Source organism: Acidithiobacillus sp. YTS05 (assembly GCF_024396695.1).
In the GTDB taxonomy this organism is placed as follows: Bacteria; Pseudomonadota; Gammaproteobacteria; order Acidithiobacillales; family Acidithiobacillaceae; genus Igneacidithiobacillus; species Igneacidithiobacillus copahuensis.
Map to the genome: position 1 here is coordinate 2,143,482 of NZ_CP094359.1, position 25,048 is coordinate 2,168,529.

The 25,048-nt window shown below is 57.2% G+C and carries 26 protein-coding genes; 7 read left to right on the plus strand and 19 right to left on the minus strand.

Translation table 11 applies throughout. The features are described 5' to 3' along the window. Nucleotides 1-226 precede the first annotated feature (226 nt). A complete protein-coding gene (locus MQE22_RS10525; protein WP_215870750.1) occupies nt 227-1,147 on the plus strand; it encodes a LysR family transcriptional regulator in 921 nt (306 codons plus the stop codon). Here MQE22_RS10525 and MQE22_RS10530 read toward each other — a convergent pair. The 19 genes from MQE22_RS10530 to MQE22_RS10620 all read right to left on the minus strand — a co-directional run bounded on the left by MQE22_RS10530 (nt 1,139) and on the right by MQE22_RS10620 (nt 19,202). Then, the gene (locus MQE22_RS10530; protein WP_215870749.1) at nt 1,139-2,755 is read right to left on the minus strand and encodes a gamma-glutamyltransferase family protein; all 1,617 of its coding nucleotides are present in this window, start codon (nt 2,753-2,755) and stop codon (nt 1,139-1,141) included. The genes MQE22_RS10525 and MQE22_RS10530 overlap by 9 nt on opposite strands. A gap of 96 nt (nt 2,756-2,851) precedes the next feature. Continuing rightward, on the minus strand, nt 2,852-3,238 hold the full coding sequence (hpxZ, locus tag MQE22_RS10535) for an oxalurate catabolism protein HpxZ (RefSeq protein ID WP_215870748.1): 387 nt from the start codon (nt 3,236-3,238) through the stop codon (nt 2,852-2,854). Between the two features lie 11 nt (nt 3,239-3,249). Further along, nucleotides 3,250-4,632 (minus strand): AtzE family amidohydrolase, encoded by a 1,383-nt coding sequence (locus MQE22_RS10540; RefSeq protein WP_215870747.1) that lies wholly within the window; start codon nt 4,630-4,632, stop codon nt 3,250-3,252. A gap of 10 nt (nt 4,633-4,642) precedes the next feature. Next, nucleotides 4,643-4,843: a DUF4089 domain-containing protein gene (locus MQE22_RS10545; protein ID WP_215870746.1), complete on the minus strand. Its 201-nt coding sequence runs from the start codon at nt 4,841-4,843 to the stop codon at nt 4,643-4,645. Then, nucleotides 4,834-5,985, minus strand: a complete 1,152-nt coding sequence (gene atzD / locus MQE22_RS10550; protein ID WP_215870745.1) for a cyanuric acid amidohydrolase — start codon at nt 5,983-5,985, stop codon at nt 4,834-4,836. The genes MQE22_RS10545 and atzD overlap by 10 nt, the downstream gene beginning before the upstream one ends. 9 nt (nt 5,986-5,994) lie before the next feature. Beyond that, entirely contained in the window at nt 5,995-6,570 is a 576-nt protein-coding gene (locus tag MQE22_RS10555; protein ID WP_215870744.1) for an ureidoglycolate lyase, read from the minus strand. 84 nt (nt 6,571-6,654) lie between these two features. After that, entirely contained in the window at nt 6,655-7,650 is a 996-nt protein-coding gene (locus MQE22_RS10560; protein ID WP_215870743.1) for a phosphorylase family protein, read from the minus strand. Nucleotides 7,651-7,667: 17 nt separating this feature from the next. Further along, nucleotides 7,668-8,681: an adenosine deaminase gene (locus MQE22_RS10565; protein ID WP_215870742.1), complete on the minus strand. Its 1,014-nt coding sequence runs from the start codon at nt 8,679-8,681 to the stop codon at nt 7,668-7,670. An 11-nt stretch (nt 8,682-8,692) separates the two neighbouring features. Continuing rightward, entirely contained in the window at nt 8,693-9,853 is a 1,161-nt protein-coding gene (locus MQE22_RS10570) for an amidohydrolase family protein (RefSeq protein ID WP_226830526.1), read from the minus strand. A gap of 74 nt (nt 9,854-9,927) precedes the next feature. Next, entirely contained in the window at nt 9,928-11,310 is a 1,383-nt protein-coding gene (locus MQE22_RS10575; protein ID WP_215870741.1) for a purine-cytosine permease family protein, read from the minus strand. Nucleotides 11,311-11,328: 18 nt separating this feature from the next. Continuing rightward, nucleotides 11,329-12,090 (minus strand): energy transducer TonB, encoded by a 762-nt coding sequence (locus tag MQE22_RS10580; RefSeq protein WP_215870740.1) that lies wholly within the window; start codon nt 12,088-12,090, stop codon nt 11,329-11,331. Between the two features lie 37 nt (nt 12,091-12,127). Then, nucleotides 12,128-12,526 (minus strand): ExbD/TolR family protein, encoded by a 399-nt coding sequence (locus MQE22_RS10585; RefSeq protein WP_215870739.1) that lies wholly within the window; start codon nt 12,524-12,526, stop codon nt 12,128-12,130. Nucleotides 12,527-12,538: 12 nt separating this feature from the next. Then, nucleotides 12,539-13,243 (minus strand): MotA/TolQ/ExbB proton channel family protein, encoded by a 705-nt coding sequence (locus tag MQE22_RS10590; RefSeq protein WP_215870738.1) that lies wholly within the window; start codon nt 13,241-13,243, stop codon nt 12,539-12,541. Nucleotides 13,244-13,733: 490 nt separating this feature from the next. Next, a complete protein-coding gene (locus tag MQE22_RS10595) occupies nt 13,734-14,648 on the minus strand; it encodes a CorA family divalent cation transporter (RefSeq protein WP_215870737.1) in 915 nt (304 codons plus the stop codon). Between the two features lie 12 nt (nt 14,649-14,660). Beyond that, complete coding sequence (locus MQE22_RS10600; protein ID WP_215870736.1) at nt 14,661-15,620, minus strand: CorA family divalent cation transporter; 960 nt, start codon at nt 15,618-15,620, stop codon at nt 14,661-14,663. Then, nucleotides 15,611-16,546: a magnesium transporter CorA family protein gene (locus MQE22_RS10605; RefSeq protein WP_215870735.1), complete on the minus strand. Its 936-nt coding sequence runs from the start codon at nt 16,544-16,546 to the stop codon at nt 15,611-15,613. The genes MQE22_RS10600 and MQE22_RS10605 overlap by 10 nt, the downstream gene beginning before the upstream one ends. Next, nucleotides 16,543-17,442 carry a magnesium transporter CorA family protein gene (locus MQE22_RS10610; RefSeq protein WP_215870734.1) on the minus strand — a complete coding sequence of 300 codons (900 nt, stop codon included), beginning with the start codon at nt 17,440-17,442 and terminating at the stop codon, nt 16,543-16,545. Before MQE22_RS10610 ends, MQE22_RS10605 begins: the two co-directional genes overlap by 4 nt. A 78-nt stretch (nt 17,443-17,520) precedes the next feature. Beyond that, the gene (locus tag MQE22_RS10615) at nt 17,521-19,059 is read right to left on the minus strand and encodes a cryptochrome/photolyase family protein (protein ID WP_215870733.1); all 1,539 of its coding nucleotides are present in this window, start codon (nt 19,057-19,059) and stop codon (nt 17,521-17,523) included. Further along, nucleotides 19,056-19,202, minus strand: coding sequence for a DUF2256 domain-containing protein (locus MQE22_RS10620; protein WP_215870732.1), 147 nt, complete (start codon nt 19,200-19,202; stop codon nt 19,056-19,058). Before MQE22_RS10620 ends, MQE22_RS10615 begins: the two co-directional genes overlap by 4 nt. Nucleotides 19,203-19,329: 127 nt before the next feature. On the opposite strand from MQE22_RS10620, the gene MQE22_RS10625 reads away from it, so the two are divergent. The 6 genes from MQE22_RS10625 to MQE22_RS10650 are packed head-to-tail and all read left to right on the plus strand — an operon-like array spanning nt 19,330 to nt 25,007. Beyond that, entirely contained in the window at nt 19,330-20,637 is a 1,308-nt protein-coding gene (locus tag MQE22_RS10625) for an NAD(P)/FAD-dependent oxidoreductase (RefSeq protein WP_215870731.1), read from the plus strand. Next, entirely contained in the window at nt 20,616-21,380 is a 765-nt protein-coding gene (locus tag MQE22_RS10630; RefSeq protein WP_215870730.1) for a DUF1365 domain-containing protein, read from the plus strand. Before MQE22_RS10625 ends, MQE22_RS10630 begins: the two co-directional genes overlap by 22 nt. Further along, nucleotides 21,377-22,597, plus strand: a complete 1,221-nt coding sequence (locus MQE22_RS10635) for an SAM-dependent methyltransferase (RefSeq protein WP_215870729.1) — start codon at nt 21,377-21,379, stop codon at nt 22,595-22,597. Before MQE22_RS10630 ends, MQE22_RS10635 begins: the two co-directional genes overlap by 4 nt. Next, entirely contained in the window at nt 22,590-23,135 is a 546-nt protein-coding gene (locus tag MQE22_RS10640) for a chalcone isomerase family protein (protein ID WP_215870728.1), read from the plus strand. The genes MQE22_RS10635 and MQE22_RS10640 overlap by 8 nt, the downstream gene beginning before the upstream one ends. Next, nucleotides 23,128-24,420, plus strand: a complete 1,293-nt coding sequence (locus tag MQE22_RS10645) for an MFS transporter (protein WP_215870727.1) — start codon at nt 23,128-23,130, stop codon at nt 24,418-24,420. Before MQE22_RS10640 ends, MQE22_RS10645 begins: the two co-directional genes overlap by 8 nt. Next, entirely contained in the window at nt 24,417-25,007 is a 591-nt protein-coding gene (locus tag MQE22_RS10650) for a DUF3833 domain-containing protein (protein ID WP_215870726.1), read from the plus strand. Before MQE22_RS10645 ends, MQE22_RS10650 begins: the two co-directional genes overlap by 4 nt. The last annotated feature ends 41 nt before the right edge of the window (nt 25,008-25,048 follow it).

Here is a 25,048-nt window from a genome sequence, read left to right on the forward strand (position 1 = left end):
GATTATATCGATCTATTAAATCGCTAATTTATTTACTATATGTTGAGTTTTCCGCAACGCTACCGAATCGGCTGCGAGCTCGCCAGGCGCGGCATGGTGACCGTGAGCTTGCCATCTTTCCATACAGCAGAGGACCTTTACGCCAGCTCTGCATAGCGGCTAGCCAGGTATCCAATAAGCTGGTACTTTTCATGAATTGCGTTGCAAATTAGTGGACGGAGGTTCCATGCGTCATTTGCGCCTATTCCAATATATTGATGCGATCGTCCGCGAGGGATCCGTGCGGCGGGCTGCGGAAAAGCTCTACGTGACAGCGTCTGCCTTGGATCGTCGCCTACAAGACCTGGAAGAGGAACTCGGCACAAGGATCTTTGAGCGCCACGCGCGCGGCATGCGGCTGACTTCGGCAGGAGAAATTTACGTCAACTACATCCGGCGTCACATTGCCGAGAGTCAGCGTGTCCAGTCAGAAATCGATCGCTTGCAAGGCATGCAACAGGGGCAGGTTGCAATTGCTGTCAGCCCCGCTCTGGCCAGCAATTTCACCCCTAGCCTCGTACGGAAATTTCGCGAGCAGCATCCCGGCATCTCTTTTGTCATCAAGGTCGCGCGGCACGGACTGGCGTTGCAATATCTGCTGAGTTTTGATGTCGATCTTGCCATTATCATCGCACCGCCCAAGCACCCTGACGTTTTTGATCTCGCCGTGGTAAACCAGTCGCTTCTCGCCGTCATGGACAAGGATCACCCCTTGTCCAGCTCGCCTGTGCTACGCCTAAGTGACTGCCTGCAATATCCGCTCCTGCTCCCGTCTACGGGGTTGACGACCCGGGAGATGCTGGACGCTGCTCTGCGCCCCCTGGGGCGGGACGTTAAAATCGGTGCGGAAACCAACTCCTATGAGGTGATGCGCGGCCTTCTCCAGGACAGTGATCAAATTGGCTTTATGCTGTACACCGGCGAACAACAGCCGGCAGATAAACACTCTCTTGTCTATCGACCGATCAACGCCCGCGAATTTCGCCCGGTACCCATCATCTGCGCGCAACTGCGCAACCGCGGATTATCCGTTGCAGCAGCCCAATTCTCCAATCTGGTAATTCAGGAGATGGAGAACATGCAGATCGCAAAAGAGGAATTAGCTTGAGTCAGGCCCAGCGACGCCACCATCGCTGCGTGGATCGCTGGCTCCAATCCAGTTGCCGTTGGGCAGGGCGCGCAGGATACCTGCATGTCCCATCAAATCGCTATACGCCGGTACGACCTGCAGGGTGTGTCCCCAACGCTCCAGACGCTCTCTGACCCGTTGCTCATAGCGCGATTCCAGGCGCAGAGCGGTGACTGGGTCACCCCAGGTACGGCCCAACAGCCAACGCGGCGCATCCACCGCTGTTGCTGGATCCAGACCATGACACAGATGGCGAAAGAGCAACGCCGCCTGGGTTTGTGGCTGTCCGTCCCCACCCATGCTGCCATAGGCCATCTGTATGGCTCCGTCGCGTCCAAAAAGTGCTGGGTTGAGGGTGTGGAAGGGCCGCATTCCCGGTAGCAAGCCGCGTGGATCCTTGGGTTCCAAGGTAAAGGCACATCCTCGATTGTTCCACAGTACGCCGGAGGAGCCCGCCACGACCCCACTGCCGAACTCGTGGTACAAACTCTGGATAACACTCACTACCCGTCCCGCACCGTCGGCAACGGCAAACCAAGTCGTATCGCCTAGCGCAGATTGCCAACGATTCGCCACCCCGACCATTTCGGAGCGAATCTCGTCCGCTTGCTGATCGAGAAATTCCCCAAACAGCAGATCGTTGAGGGAATGATTGGATGCGCGTCGTGGGTCGTGGACGACGCGATCCCGCCAAGGAAATACCCGCCTTGTTGCCGCAACGGCACCATGCACCAATTCTGCGCCGAGGGGATCCGCATCTGCCAACCCCAGCCGCTCCATGATGCCGGCAATCATCAGCGAAGCCATGCCCTGACTCGGTGGCGGGAGGTTGAAGACCGTCCCGCCTGCAAACGGCAACTGCAGCGGCGTTACCCACTCCGCAAGACAGCTTTCTAAATCTGCCAACTGCAGCAAACTGCCCTTGGCCTGCAGGCTGGTTACCATCTCTTCGGCCAAGTCTCCACTGTAGAAGCTACCCACCCCTTCGTCGAGCAGACGACCGAATGTGCGCGCCAAAGCCGGTTGACGAAAAGTTTCCCCGGCCACCGGTAACCTTCCCTGGGGCAGATATTGCGCACAGAATTCCACATCACCCTCGAGGGCACACAGATAGTGACGCAAGGTTCGGTCTTGATTGCCGCTCAATGGGAAACCGCCAGCAGCAAGTTCGTAGGCTGGAGTGAGCAGCTCACTCCAGCCCATCGTACCCCCCCAAGTGGCGGCGGAGAAGGAATGTGCTGCCTCCCAGCCACGCAGCATCCCAGGCACGATCATGGCCGACAGCGCCCCGCGAAAGGGGATCTGCGATAGGCCACGCGCACGAAAGATATCTGCGTGATAGGCACGCCCCGCCTGACCTGCGGCCGCCAGCCCGCGTACGGAAGACTCCCGGCCATCGGAGATCAGCCAGAAAGCATCCCCACCCAGGCCGGTCATATGCGGATAGACCACCGACAGGGCAGCGGATACGGCAATTGCCGCCTCGATGGCGTTAGCGCCGCACGCCAGAAGCCTGGCTCCGACGTCTGCCGCCAAGGCATGGGGAGCCGTAACCAGCCCGCGGCTACTTTCCGTCGCGAGAGTCATCCGCTCCACCTCCCGGCCCACGTAAACAGTATCACCTTCGCTCCAAAGTGCGACTGCGTCCGCGCTGCGGGACTGTGGGGGTGGTCGCGATGATAATCATTGCGGCTTGGGCATCAGACTCACATGTGCAGCAACGACTCGCCACCCTTCCGGGGTTCGCATCCAGGTCTGACTTTGCCGCCCATGGACAGTATCGCGCAAAAACTCGGTGTTGGCGGTAGCAAAATCCTCTCCATAAGTAGTAATGACGGTATTTACCAGACGTCGCTGCAACGATTGACCAGGACGACTGGCCCGAAACTTGGCAATTTCTGAATATCCATAGAGATTTTCTGCCACACCGTAGCGCAAGGTGTATTCCGAGTTCCAAAACAATTCATCGAGAACGTCGACGTCGTTTTCTACCAGCGCCTTTTCATAGCGTTCAAAGACCGCGCAGACCTCGGCATGTACAGCGGGCAGGTTGATTTTTGGTGTTTGCATGACTGTTCTCCTTAGCTTTGCGGAATTGCATTACGAAAACCACGCGCTTCTAGAACTCGCGCCACATGCAGGGCCTTGGCCTCCTGCCATGGTGCAGCAATGATCTGCACACCAATGGGTAACGAGTCTGGCAATTGTACCGGTACGGTCACCACCGGCAGGCCAATAAAGGAAAACGGCTGCGTGTAGAGGCCAAGATGCGGTCGTACGAGCATTTCTTCGCCATCGAGCGCCATCGTTTTTTGCCCAATGGCTGGCGCAGTCATTGGCGTAGCCGGTGCGAGAAGCACGTCGAAGCGACGAAATATTTCCGCGACTTGCCTCTGAAAACGCGCACGGACCCGTTGTGCCTGCAAATAGGCGACCGCAGGCAGCAGAGCACCAGCCAGCATCCGATCACGCACATCCGGATCATAATCCGCGGCACGTTGACGCAAGTTGGGTAAATGCAAGGCACTACTTTCAGCGTTGGTAATCACATAGGCCGCGGCACGTGCCTCAGCGACTTCCGGGAGTTCCAGTTCCTGTGTGATTTTCAAGACCTCAGCCACCCGCTGCAAGGCCTGCTGCGACGCTGCAGTACCCTGCTTCGCGAAATAACCGCCGAGTGTGGCGATGCGCAGGCTGGGATCCAGCTCCGCAGACAAGCTACCAGTGGGCTCCACCGGGCGTGGGCTTAGGCCCGGATCGACATCATCATGGCCCTGCATCACGTCGTAGGCCAGCGCCAAATCCTTCGCACTGCGGGCCAGGGGGCCCACATGGTCAAGACTGGAGCAAAACGGAAAGGTTCCAGCGCGAGACAGGCGACCGTAGGTGGGCTTGAAACCAAAGATCCCGCAAAGGGATGCGGGCACGCGGATTGAGCCATTGGTATCGGATCCCAATGCGATTGGCACCAGACCGCCAGCAACAGCGGCACCGCTACCGCCGCTGGATCCACCACTCATACGCTGCGGGTCATGGGGATTGCGCGAGGCGCCATAATGCAGATTTTCCCCCGTAAAATCATAGGCATACTCTCCCATATTCAGGGCGCCGACCAGGATCGCTCCAGCAGCAGTCAATCGCTGTATCAGAATGGCATCCTGCTGTGCGGGCGGCAGATCGCGATTGATCTTCGATCCCGCTAGCGTCACTTCCCCTTTGATATCGAATAGGTTTTTTACCGCAAAAGGCACCCCAGCAAGGCACCCGGGATCTTCGCCCTCCTCTCGCAGCCGATCAACGCGTGCCGCCTCCCGCCGCGCCCGCTCCGCTGTCACCAGGGTAAAGGCATTGAGCAGGGGATTTCGTGCGGCGATCTCAGCAATGGTCTGCTCAGTGACGTCCATTGCCCGCAAGGAACCGGAACGAACTTTTTCGGCGATTTCCACAGCGCTCATCCAGGTCATACGCACTCTCCTACTGAGCATGAAAAACGGGGGCGAAATCATCCTCTGTGTGCAACGGCACTCCCTCCAATGTTGCCGCCATCCGCAGGGAGATCTGCAAATATCTCTTGACCCCAGAGGCATACTCTGGAGCAATCGACAGTCCGACAATGGCACTTACGGCAGTGAGATACTGGGCTAGTTCCTCTGAGCTGTTTTGCGTTAAGGGCATTTCATATCTCCTTCATATTCAGTCGCTGCAGAAGCTCCATTCGCGGCAGCAGATCCCTCTGAAACATTTCTTGCGATGATCGCCACCGGCCCGCCCCCAAGGGGACCTTGGTGCTCGGCACGGGTGGAAACGTAGACCGCAGATTCCCCAAGCACCGCCGAAAGCAAACTGGAAATCACAGATCGAGAATGACGCATATCCGAGATGTCACCGTCTGTCCACATCGTGTGCCGGCGCCCACGCACATGACCCCGCGGATCAGCGTCGGACTTCGCAAATGCACCATAAATACGCCTCGACTCCTCTTGGGGCAACTGGCCATCTACCGGTCGAAGTCCCATTTTATGGAGCACCCGGTGGATCGCAGCGACATCCAGAATATCCTGCATTACGTCGTGCACGATCTGGAATTCGCCAGCCCATCCTCGGGCATTCGCAAAGACACAAATCTCTGAGCGCAGAAGTCCTGGCTTGGCCGAGACGCTGGCACGGGTGGAATATAGACTCCAATCGCGATTGATCATATCGTCGTGCAATCTGGCAGCGGAAACTTCTCCCAAGGCCAATGCCACACCAAGCGCCGAAGCACCCCGAGACCAGGCCATGTCGCAACGCCACTCACGCGCATGTGCCCGCCCTGGGTCGGCAGGTACTGGGGGGATGGCGGCCTTGACCTGCACTAGATGTACATCGCCACTGTCGACCGCAAGATGTCTTTGTAACGTTCCAACAACCCGCGCGGTTTCCAGAATCATCGGCAGACGCCCGCTCTCCTCTGGCGCAAAAGAACGGGTGTATCCCACCGCCAGGGCAAGGCCGCGATCCTCCGTATGGCCATCTGCATCATCGATCGCAAAGACCAGATAATGCGGACAGGTTACCCCCTCCGTACCGCCCGAGAAGGAGAGAACGATGCGATCCTCGACCTGCTCTGGAGCACAGCCCAACAAGGGGCCCAGCAAGCGACCGAAGGACATGATGGCCAGTCCACGACTAAAATCGTTGATCGCACCGTTGCCTTCGGTCTTACCGAGGATTGCAACGATCTGTTCGGCCTGCACCACCCCGGTAGCGATTGCCTCAGCGAGACCGCTCACGTCGCCTGGGTTTGCAGGAAAAAAACGAAAAACCCGAGTACGCATCGTTGCCCCTCAGAAAGGTACCCGCAGCACCTTTCCGGTGCGTCGCTCAATATCGATCTTGTAGACGTCCCCAGCGTCCATCTCATCGGCCGCCTTGGCTGATGCGAGGGCTGTGACCACCTCGTCGGAATTCATGGTGAGCACGGTCACCGGTTTACCGTCAAAAGCCATGGGGAAATCATGCCAAGTACCCGGGTGAATCATGACCCCATGACCTGCAGGAATGCGAAATGCCATCACATCTGCCAAATCTGGGACATATCCCCCAGCAAGATGGTTTGGTTTAGCCAGCACCATGACAAACGGTGAACTGCCCAAGCCGACGAAAATCTGGCTCATATGTAGGTGGCGCTCCAGCCACGTAACAACCGGACTGCGATGAGAAATCCGAGCAGTTCGTACCACCGCCTTCCCGGTGTAGACAAAGTCAAGGTTTTGCCCCTCTTCTACACTCCCCCGGTAAAACGGAATGGCCAAGCCTGGAGAGTAGACTTCTTCTGAGATCATGACGCCATAATCCCGCAAGGATTCTTGATCGGCATCTATCAGAGGGACATTCACGATATTCTGTTCCATACTTCCCATGATACCTCCCGCATAAAGCGCATCTTTCCTGTTCGCAATACCCCGCCCAAGATCCCTTGCAAGGCGCAAAAACGAGGACATAACTCAATCTTTCGTTGCCAGAATTTCCTGGATGACCGCTTTTGTGACGAGAACTGCGTTCTTCTCGGCCAGCTCTCCGGCGTAGAGATCGCCTTTTGCCCAAATGCTTTCCTCGGTTTCACCCGGTGGCGGAACATCAATATCAGAAATGCCACGAATGGACAAATAGTGATTCGCTAACCCAAACCGAGACAATGCCGCAATGTCGCCCAAATCCTCCATCGCAGTATTCGTATAATGTCCTGTGCCCTGGGTGTATAGCTTAACAATTTTCTGCGCTATTTCCTGATCTTGCTTACCAATCCAGAAATCATCGCCGGTAATCGTCGCGCCGACCAAGACCCGTGGTTGTTTTTGCAAGTGAAATTTATCATCCAATGAAATCGCCGCAGAATCATTCTCAAGTTTCACTGTTTGTGCTGCCTTTTCGGCGAGGGAGAGAAGCCGTGGATTGATCCGGTATGCCAAGTTCTCCATGCCATTTTGCGCGTAATTCGCGCAGTCTGTTGGATGCTCGAAATCTTTGGCATAATCGTTGCAGCCTGGCGGTGCCCACGCCAGGGCTTTCTTGTCGGAGAGATAGTGATGCCCGAAAGCCCAGGAAATCACCCAATCATTGATATAAACACTGCCAAGAGGAGAATCTGCCTGATCGACGCCTCCAGCGATACCACTGCGAACAAATATGGTCTTGCGCAAATCCAGCTGAGTGTCCTTGATTATGCTGGCCACAGATACCGCAGCGTTGATCTCTCCTTCGCCAGTTTCCGTAACACATACCCTATGGGTATCGCAAATCAGCGGCCGGATCAAACCGGTAATCATCATCTTCTTGACCTGATAAGACTTTTCCGTGCTCCAGGCGTGCCACTCCGGGGGAAAGGCAGTCAATACGATAACTTTCGGCGTGTACCGACTATCCACACTTGCGGATACCGGCGCCGAGAGCATCACGCTAGCGAGCGCACAAAACCCAACAACAACTCCTTTGATTTGCATTTATTTATCCTTTCTCATCAATGCTGATCCAAATAGGACATGAGATTCTGGAGCATATCCCGTTTTTTCTGTTCCTCTGCAAAAGAACCCTCAATCGCATTTACCTGAACCTGGACAGCTTGCTCAAAGGACAGCCCCAAAGCCTCCCAGGTGGCGATAATATTTTCGGTGAGATACCCTCCAAAATACGCCGGGTCATCAGAGTTTATGGTCACTTTCAGGCCGGCATCCAACAGCCGACCGACATTGTGTTGTTGCAGACTACCGAAACCTCCCAATGAAACATTGGAAAATGGACACACGGTCAGTGGAATTTGCTCCTCGCGCAGACGCCGTAACAACTCCGGCGATTCGATAGCGCGCACTCCATGGTCGATGCGTTCTACAAAGAGCGTATCCAATGCGTCCGTAATATATTCTGGGGGCCCCTCCTCACCCGCATGCGCCACCCGATGCAAACCCAGTGCACGGGCAACTGCAAATGTTTCCTGAAATTTTCCCGGCGGATGATCTCGTTCGGCAGAATCCAGTCCTACACCGATGATCCCCCCGATTCTTTCCGCTTCCTCCAGTAGAGCAATTGTGCCCTCTGCCGGACGATCACGCTCAAAACAGAGAATCAGACCCGATAGCACTCCCCACTCTCGCTCTGCTTCTTTCTGTGCAGCAGAGATTCCTGCCATAACGACTGTCAGTGGTACGCCATGCTCGAGATGTGTCTGTGGATCAAAAAACATTTCCGTGTACGCAATGTTTTCATCACGACAATGACGTAGGTAGGCAAGCGTCAACGAATAAAAGTCCTGCTCTTTTCGCAAGCATTGGGTAGCAAGATAATACAGGTTGAGAAAACTTTGCAGATCCGCAAAGCGATATGCCGCGCGAATAGCGTCCACATTCCTGTATGGTAGAGAGACACTGTTGTTCTCCGCCAAATTGAGCAACATCTCTGGCTCAAGCGTGCCTTCCAGATGAAGATGCAATTCCACTTTGGGCATTCCCGCCAATTTCTTCTTTTCTTGCGTATTCATGAAGCTCCCAATCAATTTACTCTCATTCCTGCCAACCATGTTTCCTGGGGCCGCGTTTCCAGTTCTTCGGCCTCACCCTGGCAAAGATCACGAAACCATCCGTCAAGATCGGTGGGTTTTGGCTTCCCCGGCATCAGAACAAAATCCGCACGTTTCCCAGGCAGTAAATTACCCGCCCGCGCGGCTCTACCCATCGCCATGGCTCCTGCGAAGGTCGCGCGATACAAGCCCTCGGCGGCGGATACTTCGACACCGGCACTGCCGTGAATGGAGAAAAACCGCTGCAACACATGCAGCATACTATGACTGGGACCGGCACCAATGTCTGACCCAAGAGCCCAGGGGATGTTGTACCTACGCAGTGTTTCCAGCGGCATCCTAGCGTTTCCTAAGGCCTCGTTACTGCTCGGACAATGTGCAACCCACGCACCGCGATCGGCAAGACAGGCCCATTCGGCGTCGGTCATCTCGATACAATGCGCAAGGACACTCCTCTCTCCGAGCAATCCCGCCTGGTCATACACATCGGTGTAACTCTCCGCCGCTGGGAATAACTCCCTAACCCACCGCACTTCTGCTCGGCTCTCGGCAAGGTGCGTTTGCACCAGAAGATTCTGTGCACGTGCGATTTTGCCAGCCACCTGTAGATCTTGCATGCGCATGTTGGGGGCAAAACGTGGCGTAACGGCATAGTGCTCAGTCACGACGCTCGCCAGCAATGCAGACATTTCCTCTGGCGCGTGTTGACTATGGCTCGTCAGGTACGCTGGGGCATTTACCGCCATCAACGCATTACCGATCACCCAGTCACCACGCATTTCTTGCAAGGCGATTTCCGTCGCGGCGCGATGCACGCTGGAAAAGCTCAGGCCCATGACCGTGCCAGCAGAAAGCATGTCAGAATAGAACGTTCGTGCCCGCTTCCGCGCCAGCTCTTCATCGGCAAACCGACCTTCCTCTGGCCAGATGTATTCTTGCAGCCACTGTAAAAGCTCGCCGCTATAGGCCCCGCGTACGGCATGCTGCACCCAGTGGCAGTGCAGATCGGTGAAACCAGGCATCAGAACACCTTCGTGCTCGACAAGATCGGCGCCCGGGAATTCGGCCAGAACCGTGGCGGCGCTGCCACAAGCCACCACCAATCCATCGCGCACAGCACAGACTCCATCCATCCAGTAGTCCCAAGAAGAGGGACCCCGCGGGTTAAGGATTGCCGCACGGTGCAACTTCACGGAGACTGCCATCATCATTGATGCTCGGCAACGGTAGCTGCCACTTTTCCAAGGCGCTCCATCTCACCGTACTTGCATAGCAGTTGGTGCACCAGTTCCAAAGTGGCCCCCAAACCGAAACCCACAAGAGGAGAAAGATCGTTGTTTGCAAAAAGATATGCGCCCCATCCTTCCCACAAAGGATTGTTCGAAAACACAATCGTCAAGAGTATCCCCAGCAACAGGATCATCACCCGCCAGCGCGTCGACGCAGCCGGATTTTGCGGTACGGCAGCGTTCTGCCGGAACAACACAACGATGCACACAATTCCCGTCCAAGGGGCGGCGACGATGATCAAAAGATCAAGAAATGTCTGAAATGCGTCGAAGAAGGAAGGGGAAACAAATAGCACATAGAATGCCAGCAGGGTTGCCAAACCGGCATCAAGTACTGTCACCATCTTGCGGTTGAGATCACGGCCCAGCGTAACCGCCAGACTGAATGCTGAACTGTAGGAGTTGAGGAAGTTGGATGCCAATAATCCGAGGATTGCAAAGCCGCAGAACGCCAAATAGAGGACCGGTGAGTCCATCCCCTTGGCGGCCAGGGTCAGGCCACCAGAGCTGAGATTCACCCCTCCGGAAAACGACAACACAATCGCTAGAGACAAGATCAATGCCCCACCCACGGCACCTCCCAGCGCGGGCCAGAAAAAGACTGCCGTACGGGCACTATTCCGTCCTAGATAGCGCGAATAATCGGAGGCAAACATTGTCCAGGATAGTGCCCCACCCATCAGCGCTAACGACAGTGCAGCGAAGGTTTGCAGCCAGGAGGTTTCAGGGCTTGCAAAGGAGCGGGACCATAGCAAGTCGAAGCCATGTAAGCGCCACAAGATATAAAACGCAAATACACCCATCACCAGCGACGCGAGACTCTGCACGCGAACAATAGCCGCGTAGCCGATCACCGGCACCGCAAAATTAGCGAGTACAGCAAACAAGATTGCCAACCCCAATGCCATTGGGCCGTGGGCAATTCGCAAATATTCGAGAACACTGCGCAAAACAAATATCACCAACACCAATACGACTGCCTGCCAGCCTACCTGCGAACACCAGTTGCTGACAGAAATCAGTCGATTGAACCTTTCTCCGAATAGTTTGGAAGATATCGCCATGGTCGGAATTCCCCAGCGAAACCCCGGCAAACTGATGATTCCGACCGTGACAAAGAATAAGGAAGCAAGGAAAAGCACCCACAAAAAATTGGCGCGTGGGAAAAGCGCAACGATGAGCGCACCCAATGGCAGCGTGGATGCCGTCATCGTGGCGGCCAACCAAATCAAGCCCACCCCGCGTGGCGAAGCTGTTCTTTCTGTATCCAGCGTGGGCGAGAGAGAGTGAACGTCTGCCATGGGTAACCTCCAAATTCCTTACGAGCTTGAGCCTGCCCCCACTTCGATGGGGATCTCGAACACCGTGTTCTGCTTGGGCATCTTCTGCAAAAATGCGGGGAAATTCCCACTCTTCACTGCCGCCACTGCCGCCCGGTTCACAGGCCCCAGCGGGCTCGGTTTGATGACTTTGGCCCAAAGCACCTGACCACTGGGCGAAACCTCAAATTCTACCGTTGCCGTGCCTGACAGTCCCATTGCACGCAACTCTGCCGGTACATGCAGCTGGTTTTGAATGATTGGACGCAACTCCGCGACGTATTGTCCCATTAGATCCGCCTTTTCCGCCGCTGACATTGGTGGTGGCGCGGGCGGCGGTGGTGGCGTCACCGGCTTGGGTACCGGAACCGGCTTGGGAGGTGGCGGCGCCACTTTCACCGGTGGAGCGGGTGGCGTCGGCACCGGTTTCGGTGGCACGACCATCTTCGGATGCGGTGTCGGTGGCGGTGGCGGTGAATGATGAATGACCGGTTTCGGAGGCATGGGCTTGGGCGGTGTTGGTTTCACTACCGGCTTCGGGACAACCTTCGGAGGCGGAGGTAGCGTCACCATCTGTACCGCAATGACATGCTTCTTGGGCGGTGGTACCACTTTTGTCTGATGCGTTTCGCCGTACCAGACGAGCGCACCGATCAGTGCCACTTCCAATATCACTCCAGCAACCAGGGCCGCCGCAAAACGTCGATTGCCCTGTTCCGGATCTGGTGGTAGGACCACAGTATTTAAGACTGCGCTAGCCATTTGTATAACTCTCCAGCCATTGGTTTGTGGTATCGGATTAAGTCGCCTTGGTGGCGATGCCGATCGCTGTGACCCCTGCCTTCTGACAGGCATCCATCACATGCACAAAGTCTTTGAACGGCACCAGCTTGTCAGCAGCGATGGTTACCTGGGTATGGGTTACATCGCCGTCAGTCGCGAGAAAACCCGTCAAGGCCTGCAAGTCCATTTTCTTACCTTTCACCTCTACCACACCATCCTTGAGAATATTCAGAACAAAATGGGGATGCGGAAGGACCTTCGCCTCGCTTGAACTCGGAAGCTGCAATTTGAGCCCCTTATCGGTGATCATCTGCAAGGTGATCATGATGAAAAACACCAGTAAGAAGAGCATCACATCAATCATCGGGATGATTTCTACCCGACCTTTTTTGCGTTGACGACGAACAGGTAGCATGGGACACCCTCCTTACGCGTTTACCGCAACCTGGGTAGATTTCACATTTGGAGAGCTCGCCTCTGATTCTTCGAGCACAACTGGCGCACCATCGAGGCGGTTCATCAAGACCACCTTGAGCGACTCCAATTGGAAAATGGTTTTATCAATGGAGTTATTGAAGGCGTTGAAGCTGATCAGACCAATCATGGCAATCGCTAGACCCGAAGCCGTAGCGATCAAGGCATCCGCCACGCCTCCCGTCACTGAGGTCGCGTCGTGACCAGGAGCGGCCAGGATACTGAATGCGTGAAACATTCCCAGAATCGTACCGAAAAGACCCAACAACGGTGCGAGGGTCACGATCGTGTCCAGTACCCATAACCGCTTGTCCAGGCTTGGCGTAGTTAGGAAGATGGCTTCATCCAGTCGGTTGGCGAAGGCCTCGCCACGAGCACTGCCATAATGGTGGACCAGATTGAAGTGGCGCAGAGCCACGCCAATCAGCGACTCCTCAGGCAACCCCTTGGCCATCGCGGAGAGTTCTTCAAGATCCGGACGCCGGAGTTTACCGCGATTGGACACCAGCCACAGAATTTTCCTACCCTTGGCCATCGCGTTTCGCAAAAACCAGAAACGATCAATAATCACTGCCAGTTCGATAGCAAGCAGAATCATCAACAGGTACAGAACCCCGTCAGAGTAGTTTGCTAAATGGACGATATATGCAAATGTCATAATGTTGCCCTTCCCTAGTATCAGCAGGCCTCAGTGCCTAGAGTTACCGACACGCAATCAGCGTGCCAGAAATTTATCTGCAAGATGGAGGAAATTCGTCTCCTGAGCGCACTAACATGGTGCATCGTTGCACCAAAAAATAGATCTCATTCAAATCTTGCTCTCATGCCCATGATACGAAATTAGCGTTGCAAGAAAAGCGCAATTTTTGTCCACCTCATTTGCATTTTACGCAACGCTGAGAATGCGGCATCGCACTGTCGGGGAGCAGTCGCTAGCGGTCTGGAAGAGGCAGGCGTCATCACCCTTCGCCTGATGACTCGTAAACAGGCTAGGCTTTGCGCGGGCGGGTGATGTCCAGCTTGAAAGTCAGGGCGCCCGCTGAGAGATCAGAACTCATAGGGAATAAGTGATGCAACCAGAATCACGCAGACCGGTATGTGCCGCAACCAAAGTGGGATGGAGACAAAATAGACTGTGGCTTGAGCTATTAGCGCAACCGCAGCCAGCCAATCCGATAGAAGATGAGGCCAGTAGTGACCTCTACCAGAATCAGGCCGCCGGTGATGAGGTAAAAGGCAGAATGGGAATCGGGGAGCGGACCGAGGTCCACGTTCATGGCGGCGGCACCGGGGATGAAGAGCGGGATGGTGGCGAGGATGATCAGGGCGGCCATGAATTTGAAGATGTTGTTGACGTTGTTGTTTACCACATAGGTATAGGCGTTGAGCAAACTATTGATGGTCTCCTGCTCGGTATCGACCTGCTCCCGCGCCTGGCGCAGTTCGATGCGACTGTCTTCGTAATACTCCAGAAACTCTGCAGAGTCCTTGGGCAGCCAGGGACGCAGTTCCTCCAGAAGGTGCTCCAGCTGCAAGAGACCCAAATCGAGGTCCAGCAAACGGTCGTTCACTTCCAAAGCACTGTAAATGACATTGACGCGCTGGGCGCGGCGCAGCTCCTTCTCGATCTGCCCCAACTCCTGCCCAACATCGCGAGACATGCGCACGTAGCGGCGGGCGATTTCATGGATGATCTGAAGCACTAACTCCCAGCGCTTGCGCGGCGCGGCGGGGTTGAGCACATCTTCGAGAAAGCGTACGGGCTCCTGACTCAAGGTCACCAGATACCCTGGCACCAGCAGAATCGTCAGCGGCAACAGGTCGAAGGTACTGGAATGCGGGGCGTGATGGTGCGGGACGGTCAACTGGAGCGCGAGGAAGCCCTTCTCCCGCACAAAAGGGCGCGCAGGCTTGTCCTCCAGGCGCCGGAGCAGAAACGGCTCCGGCACGCCAAGACCATTGGCGGCCTGTTCCAGCTCGTCCTTGCTCGGGGCAAGCAACTGCAGCCAGTCGCGGGCGCGACCATTGCCGGTAAGAAAAGCGCCTTCTACCCGTTTCAGCATGCTCTGCGGCGCCTAGATATCGAAAAAACCATGACGGCGTCCCCACCACGCCATAAGCAGCGAGGCCCCAAAACCATAGGCGATCAGAAAATACCAGGTGAAATGCCAGTGTCCCAGGGGCAGATAGGTTTCCATGTGAAAGGGCATGATCAGGGCGATCGGGATCATCAGCAGCGCCAGCCACAGGGTCATGACCTTCATGACCGAGTGCGAGTTGTTCTGCACGATACCGGTGTAGCAATTGGTGACCGAGGTATAGCGCTCCCAGATCAGGGTAACGCCATCCTCCACCCGCCGCAATTCTGCCTGCAGCTCTTCGACGATGGGCAACAGGGGATCCGTTTCCTCCAGTTCCCACAACCAGGTACGCAAGGTATGTCCAACATCGCGCAATGACACCACGAGATCACCCATGCTGCGATTGAGTTTGACGATTTCGCGCAACTCGCGGTTGGTCATCGACTTGCGCAGGTCGGCACGCAGCTCCTTCAGGCGCGCGACGATGCGTTGCGCGCCGAGATCATGGCTATGGATCACGACCAGCAGCAGGCGCAGCAATGCCTGCTCGCGGTTATCCGGGTCGCTCATCTCGATCAGCTCCCGGTAAAGGTTGTCCAGCCCTTCGCTGGGCGACACGACCCACAAGCCGCTGGGACCGATGATCACGCCCAGCACAGACTCCATCAAACGCTCTTCCCCGCGCTCGGTGTCCTGGAAATCGTAGACATAAGGCAGATGGAGATGCCAGACGCCGGTGCCCGCCTGTTCCAGACGTAGCCCCCCCAGACTCCCAGGCGTCACGACTGCGTCCGATGAGGCAAACCAGGCTGCTGGCAAACCCAGGGCTGCTGCATAACCACGCCATCCCTCCCGCTGGTCTACACCAATGACGAAAGCACCCGTTGCGGGGGCTGTCGCCGGCATGGCGGCAGGGCTGCGCCATCGGGTCCAGAGCCAGGGGTTCAGATCCAATGGCGTCTCCGGAACCAGAGCACTGCGAACAGGGAAACAAGAAACCCGCCGCCCATCAGGACCGGCCAGGCGTAGGGCCAGTTCTGTATGGGTAGTGGTACATTCATACCGTAAATCGTGGCGACGGTGGCGGGGATGGCAATGATCACCGTCCAGCCGGTAATGACTTTGAGGGTATTACTGATGTTGGTCTGCAATACGCCGCCGTAGGCATCCATCATGTTGGTGATGGTAGAGGTATAGACCTCCGTCATGTCCCGCGCTTGTTGCAGATCGATGAGGGCGTCGGCCAGATCTTCGGCGTCTTCTTCGTCCTGCGCAATGATGGGTAGACGCAGCAGTTGTTGCAAGACGGAGATATTACCGCGCAGGGCTGAGGTGAAGCGGATCAGAATCTTGCTCAGGCTCAGCATGCTGAAGAATTCGTCGTTACTCTGCGAGTGATGCAAACGCGCTTCCGTGTGCACGATCTCGCCATTGATGACCTGCAGGGCATCGAGAAAGGCCCGGGCCATGCGCTGAATCACTTCTACCGTCAGCCAGCGTGGATCGAGCTCGTCGGTTTCCTGCGGCAACTGTAGCTCGATGGCGCGCAGCAGCGGCAATTCCTCAGAACTGACGGTAAGAATCTCTTCGCGGCCAAACACGATACCCAAAGGAATCACGGCAAAACTGGGACGGCCCGAATCGGGATCGCTTCGCGCCACCGGAACCTTCAGAATCACCAGGGTGTTATTGGCCTCTTTTTCCAGACGCGGGCGCTCGTCAAGATCCTGAACATCCTGAAAATATTCCTCATAAATCTGAAAGCGCTGGGTCAATTGCGCTATCTGCTGGCTGTCCGGCGCCACCACGCTGGTCCAGTGATAGGTGCGGCGTCCCTCGCCGCGAATGGCGATGACACGAGCTGCACGCAAAGTCTTCATAACCACCCTCGTCGCTTGAAATGCAGGGTCATCAGCGTAGAAATGAGAAGGGCCGTACCAATTGCAACCCAGGCAGTCCAATGGCTCTTTTGCTCGAGAAGTGGCACGTTCACGCCAAACAGCGTGGCCACCAGACTCGGTACGTAGAGGATCAGCGCCATCACCGTGAGGATCTTCAGCCCGTGGTTGATATTGATCTGCACCATGCCGGCGTAGGCATCCATCATGTCACTGGCAGTGCTGGCACTGATCTCGGCACGATCCCGGGCATGCTGCAGATCAGCAATGGCACGATTCAGGGCCGAGCGATCCTCGTCTTGCCAGGCAAGGGCGGCACTGCGCGAGACCTTGAATATCGCAACAATGTTGCTCGCCAGGGTCACGTAGAATTGGGTCAGCGCCTTGCTCAGGGCCAGCAGGGCATAAAAGTCCTCGGTGCGCTGCGTCTCGTCGAGACGTACTTCCACCTCGAGGATCCCTTGCCGCAATCGCTCCACCGTGTGCTGGTAGCTGGAGGACAGAATCTGCAGAATCCAGATCAGGGTCTGCCGCGGGTTTTCAAACTTGCGCGCGTTCCATTGCTCGAGAAACGGCCATTCCACCTCGGCAAAAGTCCACAGGCGGTCCTCGCCCCAGAGCAGGGCAAAAGGGCGCAGCACACAGGGCGACTCGGGATCGTCGTCGCCCCGCCAGGGAAATTGCAGCACCAATAAGAGAAACGAACCAATCCGCTCCAAACGCGGACTCTGATCGCTGATCAGGAGTTCTTCAAAAAGATCATCGGGCAGATCGAGTTGCTGCAACAAGGCTTCCAGCACCGACGCGGATGGCGCATGGTGATGAAACCAGAGTTGTTCCACGCCACTCCCAGCGTCTCTCAGGATGCCACTCGCCATACGCCATTGCCCCTGCGGATTCGGCAGGTTTATAGCACAGGCGCCGGCGACAGTGGAAGCCGGGGAAAGCGCCGGCGCTCAAGCGTGGGTGTAGCGCTCCCGCAGCTCCGCCGCCCGGACGCGAATCTCGGCCAGCTCCGCCGCAGATTTTCGCTGCAGATTTCGCCATTGCAGGGCGGTGCGAGGATGCTGCGCAAACTTTGTTGCGTGGCGCTGCAAAAAATCCCAGTAGAGCGTGGAGAAGGGGCAGGCTTGCGCACCGGCGGCCTGCTGTGGCTGATAGGGGCAGCGTTGGCAATGCCCACCCATGCGCTGCAGATATTGGCCGCTGGCCACATACGGCTTGGACGCCAGCATGCCGCCATCGGCGTACTGCGACATGCCCAAAACATTGGGCAACTCCACCCACTCCACGGCATCCACATAAATGGCCAAATACCACTCGTGTAGCGCAACGGGCCGCACGCCAAGCAGCAAGGCGAACAGGCCGGTAACCATCAGGCGCTCGATATGATGGGCGTAAGCAAAGTCCAGGGTACGGCGCAACACATCGCGCAGACACGCCATTTCCGTGTCACCGGTCCAGTAGAAAGACGGCAACGGCTGTGCGGCTCGCAGGGCATTGCTCTCCAGATAGCCAGGCATCTCGCGCCAGTAGATCCCGCGCACATACTCGCGCCAACCCAGGATCTGCCGCACGAAGCCCTCTACCGCCGCCAATGGCGCCTTTCCGGCATCCAGCTCGGCTATCGCCGCAGCGATCACCCGGCGTGGATCCAGCAATCCCAGATTCATCGCTGCCGACAGACGGGAATGATAGAGCCAGACCTCACCCGGCCAGGTGGCGTCCTGAAACGCACCAAAGCTGGGTAGACGATGGCGGAGAAAATCCTGTAGCGCCTCCTCTGCCTGCGCCGCAGTCACCGGCCAGGAAAAATGCTGCAGAGCGCCGGGATGCTGCGGAAATTCCCGCTCTACGAGTGCGAAGATTTCCTCGGTGATCGTATCCGGGGGAAAGAGGACGGGCTCCGGCAACCATCCGGGCCCGGCACGCGAGAAGCTCTTGCGATTTTCGGAGTCGTAATTCCAGCGCCCGCCGCGGGGTTGGTCACCGTCCATGAGGATGCCGCTGCGACTGCGTACGTGGCGGTACCAAAGCTCCATACGGTACTGTTTGCGTCCGCCCGCCCAGTTGTCGAAGACCTCCTGCGGGAAGAGAAAACGGTGATCTTCGATTTCGCGAAATTGCACGTCGTATTTGCTGCAGAGACTGCGGATTTCCTCGCGCAATGCCCAGGTACCGGGGCGAGCACAGACCAGCTCGCGGGGACACTGCTCTGTCAGGATCTCATCGAGCTGCTGCGTCAGCGACATCCTCCGACCAGGCTCAAGCCTGCGATAGAGCAGGGGCAGTCCGCGCTCCTGCAACTCGGCGGCGAAATGCCGCATGGCGCTCAGAAACAGTGCGATACGCTGCTTGTGTGACCAGACAATCTCCGCCTCGCTGTGCGCCTCGATCATGACACAGAGATCTCGAGCCGGATCCATGTCCATCAATGCGGGATGGCGAGGGTCGAGATGGTCACCCAGGATCAGAATCAGGCGATCCACGTTCATGTTTTGTCTTCCTTGTGTTTCTGACTACGGCATGCCTGAGAACAGTATTTGACCTGCTCCCAGTCCTTGCGCCAGCGCTTCCTCCAGGAAAAAGGCCGATTACACACTGGGCATAGCTTCTGGGGAAGCTGGGCTTTTTTCATCTCGTCATCTCTTGCGCAAATTTTGTACTATACATAATATGAACATATTGGCGCAGCAGCAATGGGTGCTGCATCCAGCTACGAAATAGCCACGTAGATACCTTGAATACAGGCACCGGAGAAGGGTATGCGCATAGCAGTGATCGGGAGTGGAATTTCTGGCTTGGCGAGCGCCTGGCTGTTGAACCGGCAGCATCAGGTAACCCTTTTCGAGGCGGACAGCCGCTTCGGTGGGCACACGTATACCGTCGATATTCAGCATGAGGGAATCCGTGCCCCAGTGGACACCGGTTTTCTCGTCTGCAACGACTGGACCTACCCCAATCTGCTCGGCCTTTTCGCCGAGCTCGGCATCGAGACCGTGCCCAGTAACATGTCTTTCAGCGTTCGTCTCTCCGAACTGGGGCTGGAATGGAGCGGCACCAATCTCAACAGTCTTTTTGCACAACGCCGCAATCTGTCCCGTCCCGCCTTCTACGGTATGCTGCGCGACATCCTGCGTTTCAACCGGGATGCAAAGGCTTGGTTGCAGAAAAGTACCGAGGATGTTCGCTTGGGCCAGTTTCTGGAACGCGGGGGCTACGGAGATTGGTTGCGCGAGGCCTATCTGCTGCCCATGGCCGCCGCCATCTGGTCTTGTCCCGTGCGGCAGATGGAAGAATATCCCGCTCGCTCCTTCCTGCAGTTCTGTCATAATCATGGCCTGCTGAATGTGCTGCGCCGCCCGCAATGGCGCACCGTGCGCGGCGGTGGTCGGATCTACGTCGAGCGCATTCTGCGCGAACTTCCAGACGTCCGCCTGAATCATCCCGTGCAGCGTCTCGAGCCCATCGGCAATGGTATCCGTGTGCACAGTAGCAAAGGGACGGAAGACTTCGATCGGGTGATCAGCGCCGTACACAGCGATCAGGCAGCCGCACTCCTGAGTGATAATTGGCAGCGGCAACGGCAGGCGCTGCAGGCGATTCGCTACCAACCCAACCGGGCGATTCTGCATCGGGATCGCAGCTTTCTCCCCACCCGGCGAGCGGCCTGGTCGGCCTGGAACTTCCACCGCGAGAACACCGGCAATTCGGACGCCTCAGTAGCCGTCAGCTATCTCATCAACCGTCTGCAGCCTCTCCCCTTTCGCGATCCGGTGATCGTCACCCTGAATCCCGAGCGGGAGCCTGATCCGTCACTGGTATGGAAGGAGATTTCTTACGCGCATCCGGTTTTCGACGCTGCCGCGTTGCAGGCGCAGGGGACCTTACGCGAGTTGCAGGGAGATGCCGGACTGCTCTTTGCCGGCGCGTGGTTGGGACATGGTTTTCATGAAGATGGCATGCGCAGTGCCATGGCTGTCGCAAATGCGCTGGGTATCCGGGCGCCGTGGCAGGTGGAGAATGCACAGCGTGAGGAGGGACGTGCGCTATGTCCGCAAAACGCCATCTGACCGGTGCCCTGCTAACGGTACGGGTCATGCACCAGCGCCTGCAGCCCAAGCGCCGCCCCTTCTTTTATCGCGGCTTTCAGCTCTGTTTTGACATCCGCCAGCAGGAGCAGCTGCGAAAAACATTGCGCTATCGAACGCCTCTCAGCTTTCGCGTGGCAGATCACGGACGTCGCGACGGCAGCGATCCGGCGATCTGGATTCGCGATATCTTTGCCAGGCACGGGGTAGCGGCGGACGCTATCTATTTGGTCACCTATCCCCGTCTGTGGGGCTACAGTTTCAAGCCCGTCAGCTTCTGGCTGGGCGTGGATGCCCAGGGTGGGCTGCGTGGGGTGCTTGCCGAAGTCAACAATACCTTCGGTGAGCACCACAGTTATCTGGTGCGCCACCCCGACGGGCGGGTGATGGATCGCCATGACTGGTTCATTGCCGAGAAGGCTTTCTACGTCTCGCCATTTTTCTCCGTGGATGGCCACTACCGGTTCCGCTTTCGCTTCGAGTCAGAAAGGGTCCAGATAGACATTCATCATGTCGGAGAAAATGGTGAGGTGCGTCTGATCACCCAGCTTGCCGGCCAACGTCAGGAGCTGAGCGCTGGTACCGCTTGGCGTGCGGTACTGAGCAACCCCCTGATGAGCCTGATGGTCACCATCGGCATCCATTGGGAAGCCCTCAAGCTCTGGCGGGCCGGCATTCGCCTGCAACGCAAACCCATTCCCCCGGCACAGGAGATCAGCTCATGAGTACCTCACCCGCCGCCCCCCTGCACTGGGCAGGTAAACCACGCTCGCGTAGGGCCCGCCTGCTGTATCGGCTTCTCGATCAACATTTACAATGCGGATCCCTGGAAGTACAGACCCCGGAAGGGGAGCTTTGGCGCTTCCAAAGTGAGAAAGCGGGACCGCAGGCCCACTGGCGGATCCACGATTGGCGCAGCATCAGTCAAATTCTGCGCGACGGAGATGTGGGAATGGGGCGCAGCTATTTCCAGGGCTTATGGGATAGCAATGATCCCGTTCAATTGATCAGTCTCGCCTTGCGCAACCGAAACGCTGTAGAGGCCTGGATACAGGGCAGTTGGTGGCGACGGAGTTTCTTTGCCCTGCTCGACCGCTTGCGCGCCAACACCCTCTCGGGTAGCCAGAAGAACATTGCGGCGCACTACGATCTCGGCAATGACTTCTATCAGCTCTGGCTCGATCCCAGCATGAGCTATTCCAGTGCCTGTTTTTCTGAGGACGCAGACGAAAGCATGGAGCAGGCACAAGAAAGAAAATATGCCATAGCATTGGCCAGCCTGCGTTTGCGTCCGGGGGCGACGATCCTGGAAATTGGCTGTGGCTGGGGCGCTTTCGCCGAATATGCCGCACGTCAGGGCTACCGCGTGCACGGCATCACGCTATCGCGCGAGCAGCTGCACTACGGCCAGGAACGTCTGAAAAAAGCGGGCCTTGCCGATCTGGCCTCCCTGGAGTACCGCGATTATCGGAACGTTGCGGGCAGCTACGATGGCATCGTCTCCATCGAGATGTTCGAGGCGGTGGGCCGCGAGTGGTGGCCTACCTATTTCCAGGCCCTCACTCGCCTGCTTCGCCGGGGAGGACGAGCGGTAGTACAGAGCATCGACATTGCTGACGAACTCTATCCGCAGTATTGCCGCGGCTCGGATTTCATCCGGCGCCATGTCTTCCCGGGCGGCTTCCTGCCCTCGCCCAAGGCATTTCACGCAGAGCTGCGCTCAGCGCGACTGCAAGTTCTTGGGCGCCGCCAGTTCGGCCAGGATTATGCCCGGACCCTGCACTATTGGCGCACCCGCTTCGATGCCCAGAGCACTCGGCTCAGTCAGATGGGCTACGAGCAAAGCTTCCAGCGGCTGTGGCGATTTTATCTGGCCTACTGCGAGGCCGGCTTCCGTGAGGGCAGCATCAATGTCGGCCAGTGGACCCTCGCCCATGCGTAGGCTGCTGGTCCTCGTTACCATACTGGCGCTTGGTGCTCCACCCCTGGCATGTGCCGAAAGCGTAGACATTCCCTTACCAACGGCGTTGTATAGCGCTGTTCCCAACCTACACCTGCTCGGTGCAGGCCAACTCGACTGGTTTTTGTTTCACGTCTACGACGCAGCGCTGTATGTGAGCGGCAAGGACTATGAACCGGCTGCCGAGCCTTTCGCCTTGGCCATCCGCTATGACCGAAGTTTCAGCAGCGCTCAGCTCGCCAAAACCTCCTTACGAGAAATGGATCGATTGAGCCATCCCGACCCGGCACTGCGAGAGGAATTTGCTCGGGAGCTGCGACAAGCCTTTCCCTCTGTGCACAGCGGCGATGAACTGGTCGGCCTCTGCGTTCCACAGCAGTACACCGCCTTCTATTTTGACGGAAAGCTTTACAGCAAAATCGACGATCCCAAATTCTGTCCAGCATTTTTCGGCATCTGGCTCGATCCGCGTACCAGAGTACCCGGCCTGCGCAAAAAGCTGTTGGGTCTCCATGACTGAACCAGAGCGTCCCAAATTTGCCATCCTCCTGCGTTATGCTCCGTTCGGCCTACCTTTGGCCTTTGGTGCTCTGCCAGTATACCTGCTCCTGCCGCACCTCTATGCTACCCGCTACGGCCTGTCGTTGGGGGGGGTGGGGCTGCTGCTCCTGCTGACGCGTCTGGGCGACGCCGTCATCGACCCGCTGATTGGACGCTGGAGCGACGCCTGGGCAGCCCGGCACGGTGCGCGGGTGGGCCTGATTGCCTGGGGTCTATTGCCGCTTGCGCTCAGCTTTTATTTTCTCTTCAACCCGCTTCGCAGTCTCCCAATCTGGTGGTCTCTGGCCCCGGCACTCATCGCCTTTTACGTCGCCTACAGCGTCAGTGGGTTGAACTACCAGGCAATGGCGGCCGAGCTCTCCACCCAATATCAGGCGCGTAGCTGGTTGACCACGGCGCGGGAAGGGGCGGCATTGATTGGCGTACTCCTGGCGGCCATCCTGCCCGAGCTTCTGCAGCGGCATCTTCCCGCTCAGGCCGCCTGGCAGGCCTTTGCCCTGGTTTTTGTCGTATTACTCTTTTTTGCGGCCATTCCGCTCTGGAATCGGAGCCTGCGACGTCCGGTAGCGGTTACTTCGCAGAGAGCCTGGTGGCGCTTTTACGAGCCTCTGCGTCGGCCGGCAACGCGACGCCTCTTCGCCGTCTACACCCTCTCGCAGAGCGCCAACACCGTAGCTGCCACCCTCTTCTTCTTTTTTGTGGATCAGATCTTGCGAGCTCCGCATTGGGCGCCGGGATTTCTGCTGCTCTATTTCTTGTCCGGAGCTGCTGGCATGCCCTTCTGGCTCTGGTATTCCCATCGGCAGAGCAAGGCCCGCGCCTGGCGCTGGGCCATGTTGCTGGCAACCTTCGCCTTTCTCGGCGCGGTCTTGCTTGGGCCTGGTCTGCTTTGGGGCTACGCCCTGGTGTGCCTGTTCAGTGGCCTGGCCCTCGGCGCCGATCAGGCGTTGCCGCCCAGTATTCTTGCCGATCACACTGATGCCGATCCGGACGCTCGTGCAGGTTCTTATTTCGGTCTCTACAACTGGGTGGGCAAGGCCGCGACCGCCATTGGTGCTGGGCTCATTCTGCCCCTGTTGCAATGGCTCGGGTACAGCGTCGAAGGGCAGAATCTATGGGCCCTGCTGCTGGGATATGCCCTCGTACCCGCGCTGTTCAAACTCTGGGCCATCTACCTTTTACAACCCGAGCGAGTCGACCGGGCCGCTCTTCGTTTTACCACCCTCTCAGGAGCACATCCATGAAGATCCCCTATATCCTAACCCCCGTGGCTATCGCCGTAGCCCTGTCGGGCTGCGCAACACTGCCGTCAGACTACGCCCACACGCAGCCGCATTTTTCGCTGCGCGAATTCTTCAACGGTCCCCTGCTAGCTACAGGCATGTTTCAGAACCGCTCCGGTAAAGTGGTGAACCGCTTCACCGTGCGCATGCTCGGCCATTGGGACGGCAACAAGGGCACTCTGGATGAATATTTCACCTATATTGCCAACGACGGCAAGATTACCCACGCCAAGCGCGTGTGGTATTTGCAGGACGATGGCGACCATCATTTCTCGGGCTATGCGGTAGGCTCGGCCGGGGACGTCAAGGCAGCGAAAGGTGACGCCTATGGCTTTGCCCTGCACTGGAGTTATAACGTCAAACAGCCAGTGGGGAAAAGCTACTATAATCTCCATGCCGATGACTGGATGTACATGATTCAGCCGGATGTTGTCATCGATCGCACCGATGTCACCTGGTATGGACTGCATGCCGGGGACATTACTCTGGAAATGCATAAGCTCCCCGATACCGCAGCCAATCGAGCGGCTATGACATCCCCGGAGTAGACGTCGTACTCTACCCGCCTGTGCGGCGCCTCGCGCGGGGA